General features: G+C 55.0%; 4 protein-coding genes. All 4 read right to left on the reverse strand.

Translation table 11 applies throughout. From position 1 onward, the window contains the following. Positions 1-2,264, reverse strand: a 2,264-nt coding sequence (locus L696_RS0117780) for a non-ribosomal peptide synthetase (RefSeq protein ID WP_425339327.1), incomplete at its 3' end; no start/stop codon positions are given. 294 nt (positions 2,265-2,558) lie between these two features. Further along, positions 2,559-4,292: an ABC transporter ATP-binding protein gene (locus tag L696_RS0117790; protein WP_025684838.1), complete on the reverse strand. Its 1,734-nt coding sequence runs from the start codon at positions 4,290-4,292 to the stop codon at positions 2,559-2,561. Further along, entirely contained in the window at positions 4,289-6,115 is a 1,827-nt protein-coding gene (locus tag L696_RS0117795) for an ABC transporter ATP-binding protein (protein WP_025684839.1), read from the reverse strand. The genes L696_RS0117790 and L696_RS0117795 overlap by 4 nt, the downstream gene beginning before the upstream one ends. Further along, the coding region (locus L696_RS0117800) for a non-ribosomal peptide synthetase family protein (protein WP_025684840.1) at positions 6,105-8,115 on the reverse strand (2,011 nt) is incomplete at its 5' end. The genes L696_RS0117800 and L696_RS0117795, both read right to left, overlap by 11 nt.

Consider the following 8,115-nt stretch of genomic DNA (forward strand, 5'->3'; position numbering starts at 1 on the left):
TAAAAGCTGCTGTCAATGGCCGCTTCGGTAACGCCATAGCTGTTGATGATGCGGAATTGTCCGCCGAATCTTTCCTGCAGCAATCGGTAATCGGTGACACTGCAAGCATCCGAGCTGGTAATCAGCAACTGCATGGAGCTAACGTCCAGCCCTTCTTCATAAATATGCTGCATGAACGGCAGGATGAGCGCAGGCGTCGATTCGAATACCGTAATGTTTTGGTCCCGAATCCAGCCGTATAAGAGGTTCGGATCAATCCGGTCATCCTTCGGCACAATCACCATCGTGCCTCCGTTATACAGCGTCCGCGCGATGTCTCCGACGAACACGTCAAACGAGAAGCTGGCCAGCTGCAGCAGCCGCACCGGAAACTGATCCAACCGGTACTCGCGACGGTACGCATCCGCCGTATTCACGAGACTACCGTGCTCGATCATGACGCCTTTCGGGCGTCCCGTCGTACCCGAGGTGTAAATCACATAAGCCAAGTCTTGCGGGGCGCTGCCGGCAGATTCAAATTCCACGGCTAAGGCATCCCCGTTATAAATCTGTTCATCGTCCATGGCATAGACAGCTTGAAGCTTCAGCCGGTCATCGGCCAACCAACCTCCGGCCCGCTCCAACAGATGACGCTGCGTAAGCAGCACCGATGCATCGCTATCGCTGAGCATGTACTCAATCCGCTCCGCCGGATAATCGGGGTCCAGCGGTACATAGGCTCCGCCAGCTTTCCAAACGGCGAGCACCCCGACCAGCAGTTCCACCGAACGCTCCGCCCAGATCCCCGTAATCGTCTCCCTTCCCACGCCCTGTTCGCGAAGGAGAGAAGCCAGCCGCTCGGCGCGTTCGTTCAATTCGCCGTAGGTCAGCTGTTTGTCCATGTAGACGACTGCCGGATGATCCGGAATTTCCCGGGCAAACTTTTCAACATACCGATGAAACGCTTCTCCCTCGCTCAGCCCTGCCACCGGCGGGTTAAAAACGTTGAGAATGCGGTGTCTCTCCTCATCGCTCAGCAGAGAAATCTCGCGTACCGGCAGTTCGGGAGTCTGAAGAAACTGGTCCAGAACGGTTACATACTGTTCCATAATCCGATCAATCTCGGCCGTCTCGAACAGGCCGGTACGATAGGAAGCATGGAGAATTACATGGCCTTCATTTAGCATATGGTCGAAGCGCAGCAGCAAATCGTCCATCTCGTGCCTAGCGAAGTGAGCCTCCAGGCGTACCTTGATTTCTTCGTACTCCACGATTTTCAAAGGCAGATATTCCAGAGACGTGCGGAACAGCCCCGAAAGATCGTTGCGGCCGTGTTGTTCGCGTAAATCCTGGATCAATTGGTTATAAGGGTATTTCTGATACCGCAGATCCGCCGTATTTTCCTTGGAAACCGTTTGGATCAAGGAAAGCACGTGCCTGTCTGGATTCAGACGAATCCGCGTAGCCACGGTGCTGACGAACATGCCGATCGTTTCTTTTTCCTTCTTGCTGGTGCGATTGGCGAAAACCGTGCCGACCGGAACATCGGTGCTGTCGGTCAGCTTGTACAATAAGGCGTACATGGCGGACAGAAATAACGTATATAAGCTGACCTGATATTGTTCGCTGAAGGCCAGAATGCGTTCATACCGGGAACCGTCCAAAGTGATGGCCAGTTTATTGGATTCGCTGCCGATCGAGAATGGCGGATACGATTTAATGCCGGTCGTTTCAGGCAAAGTGTTGTACTTCGTCAGCCAGTATTCCTTGCCTTTTTGATAACGCTGCGATTGCTCATATTCACGCTCCGCGGAAATATAATCCAGATAGGAAGGGGCCTGGTAACTGCTGGAGATGCCTTTGCGCAGTTCCAGGTATTTTTCCATCACCGCATGCAGCAAAGCATTGACGGACAAGCCGTCGGCGATAATATGATTTACCGTCAAATTGAGCCATACTTGGCCGTTCGCAAAATGGATAATCGTAAATTGGTAGAGGTGTTCGTCGAACACGCTGGCCGGTTTTTCGCTTACTTCTTTCACCCAAGCATAGAATTGTTCGGTTGTGCCTATTTCGAGGCGGCTTATCCTAGCTTGGACATTCTCCGGCTCTTCGAACCACTGCGTTGGATTTTGCAAATCCCCGCTAATGCGGATTCGGAAAGCGTCATAGGTTTTGACGATCTCTGCCGCCGCTTGCTCCAGAAGCTGTGTGTCGATCTCGCCCGTAATCTGGTAGGTCGCGGAAAGCATCGTGATGGACGTTCCCGGATTCATAATTTCCATGAACCATATTCGGCGCTGGGCTTGCGTTAATCCATATTGCTCGTTGGTATTATTCTCTCTCACATCGACACACTCCCGGTTTAGAGATTCTTTATAGATAGGCTTTGTACCTAGATGTCACTTAGTCACTCTTAAGAAGAACCGCGCAGGCCATTCCCGGAACGGCTCCTTCGGACTCTTCCCCATTTTTCGTGTCTCCGCTTTCTGGTAACTACCGGTTATAAAGTCATACCTTGGATTACTAAAAGACTCTGTCGCATTCGCAAGCAGGAAGCCGCCCGCCGTAAAGCAGGTCTAGCCGTACAGCCGGGCGTAATAACCCCCGAGCGCCAGCAGGTCCTGATGGCAGCCCCGCTCGACGACCGTCCCTTGGTTCATGACGGTAATCAAATCCGCATGTTCCACGGTGCTGAGACGGTGGGCGATCAGAATGGTGGTGCGCCCCTTCATCAATACGTTCAGGGCCTGCTGTACCCAATACTGGGATTCGTTATCCAGCGCGGAAGTCGCTTCGTCCAGCAGCAGAATCGGGGCGTTTTTGAGAATCGCCCGGGCGATCGCAATTCGCTGCCTTTGTCCGCCCGACAACGACGCTCCTCTCTCTCCCACCGGCGTTTTATACTGTTCAGGAAGTTCCTGAATGAAATGGTGAGCGTACGCCGCTTTGGCCGCTTCGATCACTTCTTCATCCGTTGCATCCGGGTTGCCGTAGCGGATGTTTTCCTCAATCGTGCCGGTAAACAAGAACGGCTCCTGCGGAACGTATGCAATCTGCCTGCGGATTTCGTCCAGCGTATAATGGCCGAACGGTTTGCCTTGGAGCAGGATTTCTCCGCTGTCCACAGGATAAAAGCCGAGCAGCAGCTTGATCAGCGTACTTTTGCCGCTGCCGCTGGCCCCCACGATAGCGGCGACCTGGCCGGGAAACACCTGCATGGACATGTCGACAAGCACCTTTTTATCCGCCTGATAGGAAAATTCCACATCGCGAAACTCCACCGCAGCCTCCGACACGAGCTCGCTGTGAGGAGATCCCAAACGCTCCGGTTCCTCTTCCTCTCTTAGTACCTCTTGAATCCGGTGAGCGCCCGCGAGCGAATTTTGGATCATCGACAGAACCATCCCCAAGTTCAACAAGGCGTGCGTCAGATTCACTTGCAGAACCGCCAGGGCGGCGACGCTTCCCATTCCCATCAGTCCGTAGGCATAAAGAAGACTGCCGATGACGATGATGCCGCAGAACGTGACGTAGCTGATAAAATGATTCACCGCAGCCTGCATGCCGTTCTTCTGCGCGGTTTGCCGAAGCGTCTGCGTCATTTGTTCGTTCAACGCCTCGTACTGGCCGTAAATCGTGCGGATGCGGAACAGCTTCACAATTTGAATGCCGCCCATAAAATCTTTGAATTTTTCGGTCATTTTACCGAGCGTTTGCAAGCCTTGTTCGGACAAGGCGCGAATATCCCGCGCAAATTTCAGGCTGACCACGGAGGACAGCAGCAGAATGACGAAGGATACGCCGGCAAACCGCCAATCGATCAACACCATGGAGACAATGGAGCCGATGCAAAAGACAACTTGAAGCAGCAAAACGAAGTAAACCTGCGAGAATGTAAACTCAACGGTCGTTACGTCGTTGTTCACCCGCGACAGCAAGTCCCCATGGTGCGTCTGCTCCAGGAATCTCGGCCGCACCCGGCACAGCTTGTCATAAAGACGTTCGCGGATATTCAGCACAGTCAGCTCGACACTGCGCTGGTATAAGTAAATGAACCAGGGAGAAATCACATTTTCCAGGAACAAGGCCGCGCCCAAAATAATAAAGGCTTCCAACATCAGGGACGTATCTCGGGACACGGCGAAATCAACCAAGTTATGTACGACCAAGCTGAAGGCGATCAGGAACAATGTCTGGGTGAGCGCCGTCACGGCCAGGCCAATGGCGTACTGGGTTTTGCGCTTGCGGTTCATAAACATCAGCAAGTAGCCGAGTTCTTTCACTTGCGAGAGCCATCCGCCCTTTTTCATGTGTACGCCACCTCCCTGCGTTCGGCAGACTCGGTAAATTCCTGATAGTACGACTGGGCGTACAGTCCCTTCATCTTCAGCAATTGTTCATGAGTGCCCTTTTCAACAATACTCCCCTGTTCCATGACCCAAATTTCGTCGGCGTTTTGTACTGTAGAAAGCCGGTGGGCAATAACCATCGTCGTTCTCTGCTTCATCAATACGCCCAGCGCTTCCTGAACCGCGCTTTCCGACTCCGGATCAAGAGCCGACGTTGGCTCGTCCAGCAGCATAACGGGAGCATCCTTCAGAAAAGCCCGGGCCATTGCAATGCGCTGGCGCTGCCCGCCGGACAAAAAGCCTCCGCGCTCTCCGACATACGTCTGGTAGCCGTCGGGAAGCTGCATAATGAAGGAATGCGCCTGAGCGGCTTTGGCGGCTTCGATAATCTCGTCCATCGACGCTACTTCCCGCCCGTAGCCGATATTTTCAGCGATCGTGCCGCTAAACAAATATGAATCCTGGGTTACCACGGAAAAATGCGACCGAAGCTGCTCCAGATCGGCGCCGTGGATCAGGCTGCCGAACACGCGGATCTCGCCCTGGTCCTCCGGAAGCGGATAAAAGCCGCATACAAGCTTAAACACCGTGCTCTTCCCTCCGCCGCTCGCTCCGACAAGCGCGATCGTCTTCCCTTCCGGCACCGAGAAGCTAACATTCCGCAGGATCGGGGAGCTCTCCTCATACCCGAAGGTTACGTTCTGAAACTCGATGGGGGCGGCGCTCGCTTTCGGAAGCGAACGGCCATTTTCCGTTTCGGTCGGCTGCTCGACGATTTCGGAGACCCTTCTCAGGGCACCGGCCATTTCGAACGTCCGCGTGATGAGCTCGGGAATATGCTCCAGCGGCTCCAGACACAGATTCAGCAAGTACAGGAAGGCGATCAGCTCTCCCGCGCCTAGCTGCCCTTTGTAGATCAAATAGCTTCCGTAACTGACGGCGAAAATGATCGGGCTGATCATCAGCGTGGAAAGCAGCGGGTTGACCCAGGCTTCCCGCTTTTTCACGGCCAGCTTTTTTTGGGCCGTCAATTGCAGCAGCACTTGGTAGGAGCGAGATAACATGCCGGATAGCAGGTAGCTTTTTACAATAGGCATACCCCCAAGCGTATCCTGGAGGTTGACGTTCATTCGGCCCATGTTCGCCTGGGCTTCCTCCGTCAACCGCTCCAACTGCTTGCCGATCCATTGGGAAACCAGCAGCGCTACGGGAAATAACAGCAGGCTGTACAGCATCAGCTCCCATTGGAGGTAGATCAAATAAGCGAAACAGCCGATGAACAACAGCGGATGATAAAACCACTGGGCGAGGTCCCGAATCATAAACTGCTGGATGAGCTGCAGATCGTTGTTGATTCGCGACAATACGTCGCCGGAGTGCTGCTTTTCCAAATAGGAGACCGGGAGTTTGCCGATATGACGCATGACATGGTTGCGGATATCCTGCACCGCAGAGGCGCTGCTTCGCTCCACGCCGAAGCTCATGAAATACTTCGCCGGCACACCGATCAAGATGACCACAAAGACCGTGTACACGATTTGCAGAACGATTGGCCCCGCCCCCTTCTCGGCCTGGGTGGTCAGCTGCTCGATCAAACTTCCCGTCCATATCTCAATAACAGCGGCGGCAATTGCGGACAAGGTACCGACGATCATCCAGCCTTTGTGACGGCTTACATAGGACATCAGCCAGCGGAACGCTTTCCAGGCGGCGTAAGCGGTTTGGCGCTTGGAAGGCGCCGCTGTGCCTTGTTCTAGAACAGACGGCTGGCGGTCAGCTTCCATGCAGTACCCCGGCCTCCGCTTCGATCTGCCGCTTGACTTGCTCTAAGATGTCCCGGATGACAACGGCCGTTTCGTCCACGCGCGCGAGTTCCAGCAATTCCTCGTGCGCGCCCTCCAGCCGGTAATCGGCGTAAGCTTGCGTCGTTGCCCCCCGCCAGGAAGGCAATTGGTGCTCCAGGCGGAACGCTTCGCTGTCCTTCGCAATCAGTTCGTAAATCCGGGCCGGGATCGTGCCGGAATTAATAAGCTGCGCTTCGTACGCCAAGGTCGCTTTGACCTTCCGATGAACCCGCTCCCGCACGAGCGGGTTGCTCATTAATTCCTTCTCTTCTTCGTCGAAATCGGCAAGCGTTTCTTCAAGCTCTTTCTCCGACGTTTCGGAAGGCGTCAGCGTGTCCTTAATCCACGAGTCCACCATGAGCACGTCCGTTACGGAATACCCTCTTTTCTCCATCGTTTTGACTACCTCGAACGTCAGGTTGCCTCCGAAGCAGTAGCCGAGCAGCACGTAAGGTCCTTCCGGCTGGATGCGGACGATCTCGTCCACATAACGGTTCAGCATGGCCTCGTAATCGGCGGCATCGTCGATAAAATCAATGCCGTAGAGCACGAACCGGCCGTCGAGCCTGCTTGCGAGCTCTCGGTAACCGATGCCGAAGCCGCTGCCCGGAGGGAAGCAGAACACGTTCAGATCTCCTGCTTTATTCAGCTTAATGAAGGAGTCCCCCCCTTTATCCAGGCCCAGATCCCCCTCTCCGAAAGCCATGGCTTCAACTGTTACATTATGGAATTGGCGGTTCAGCGGTATCTCAATGCCCGTTTCATCGTAAACGGCTTGAACGAGCCTCATCAGACTTAACGAATTGCCACCCAACTCAAAAAAGTTATCCTTTACGCCGACCTGCGGAACGCCAAGCGTATCCTGCCAGACGCGGGCGATCTTCATTTCGAGCAGCGTTCTCGGCGCGACATATTCCGCTCCTCCGGCCGCGGATTCCTCCGGCGCGGGCAGCGCTTTGCGGTCGATTTTCCCGTTCGGGGTCAGCGGCATCCGCGAAAGCTGCACGAGGTGCGAAGGAATCATATACCCCGGAAGCTGCTTGGCGAGCTCCTCCTTGAGTTCATGCGCCGCCAGCCTCGTTTCCGCGACGTAATAAGCGACAAGCTGCTTTTGGCCGTTCGCGTCGTCGCGGTCGAGCACCTTGGCTTCTTGCACGGCGGCGATCTTCAGCAGCTGCTCTTCGATCTCGCCGATTTCGATCCGGTAGCCGCGGATTTTGACCTGATGGTCGATCCGCCCCCGGTATTCGATGTTGCCGTCCGGCAGCCAGCGGGCGAGATCTCCCGTCTGGTAAAGGCGTTCTCCCGGCGCAAACGGATGTTCCACGAACTTCTCTGCCGTTAGCTCCGGATGGTTCAGGTAACCTCTCGCAAGCCCCACGCCTGCCACGCACAGCTCGCCGTCCACTCCCGGAGGCACAAGCTGCAGGTGGGCATCCAAAATAAAAATCCGGTGATTGGCCAGCGGGCGCCCGATCGGAATGACTCTGCGCTCCGGCTGCTCCTCATCCGCATCCCAAAGCGTCGTAACAATCGAAGCTTCGGTAGGGCCGTAAGCATTGAAATAGTGGACCTTCGGTTTCCACTGCTGCACGAATTCGGCCGATACCGCCGAGCCTCCCGTTACGAGCTTCGTTAAGCTGGGAAGGCGGTCCGGGTTCAAATAAGCGCTGTACGTCGGAGGCAAAATCGCCGCCGTAATCGCATGCTCGTTCATATAACTCTCGAACAGGCGGTTGTCGAGAATCGTCTCGGCCGTCGGGATGTACAAAGCCGCGCCAAAATAGAGCGCTTTGAACACTTCCCAGCAGGACGCGTCGAACGACAGGCTGGCGAATTGAACGATCCGGTCATGCTCCGTGATGCCCAGCCTGTCCGCGAACATCAGCTTCAAGCTGACCAAACCGCGATGCTCCAGCATGACCCCTTTGGGTTTGCCC

Origin of the sequence: Paenibacillus maysiensis (assembly GCF_000520815.1) — a bacterium.
Classification (GTDB): Bacteria; Bacillota; Bacilli; order Paenibacillales; family Paenibacillaceae; genus Paenibacillus; species Paenibacillus maysiensis.

Coding starts and splice junctions, on each gene's coding strand:
- L696_RS0117790 (WP_025684838.1), bottom strand. CDS start 4,292: ATGAAAAAGGGCGGATGGCTCTCGCAAGTGAAAGAACTCGGCTACTTG.
- L696_RS0117795 (WP_025684839.1), bottom strand. CDS start 6,115: ATGGAAGCTGACCGCCAGCCGTCTGTTCTAGAACAAGGCACAGCGGCG.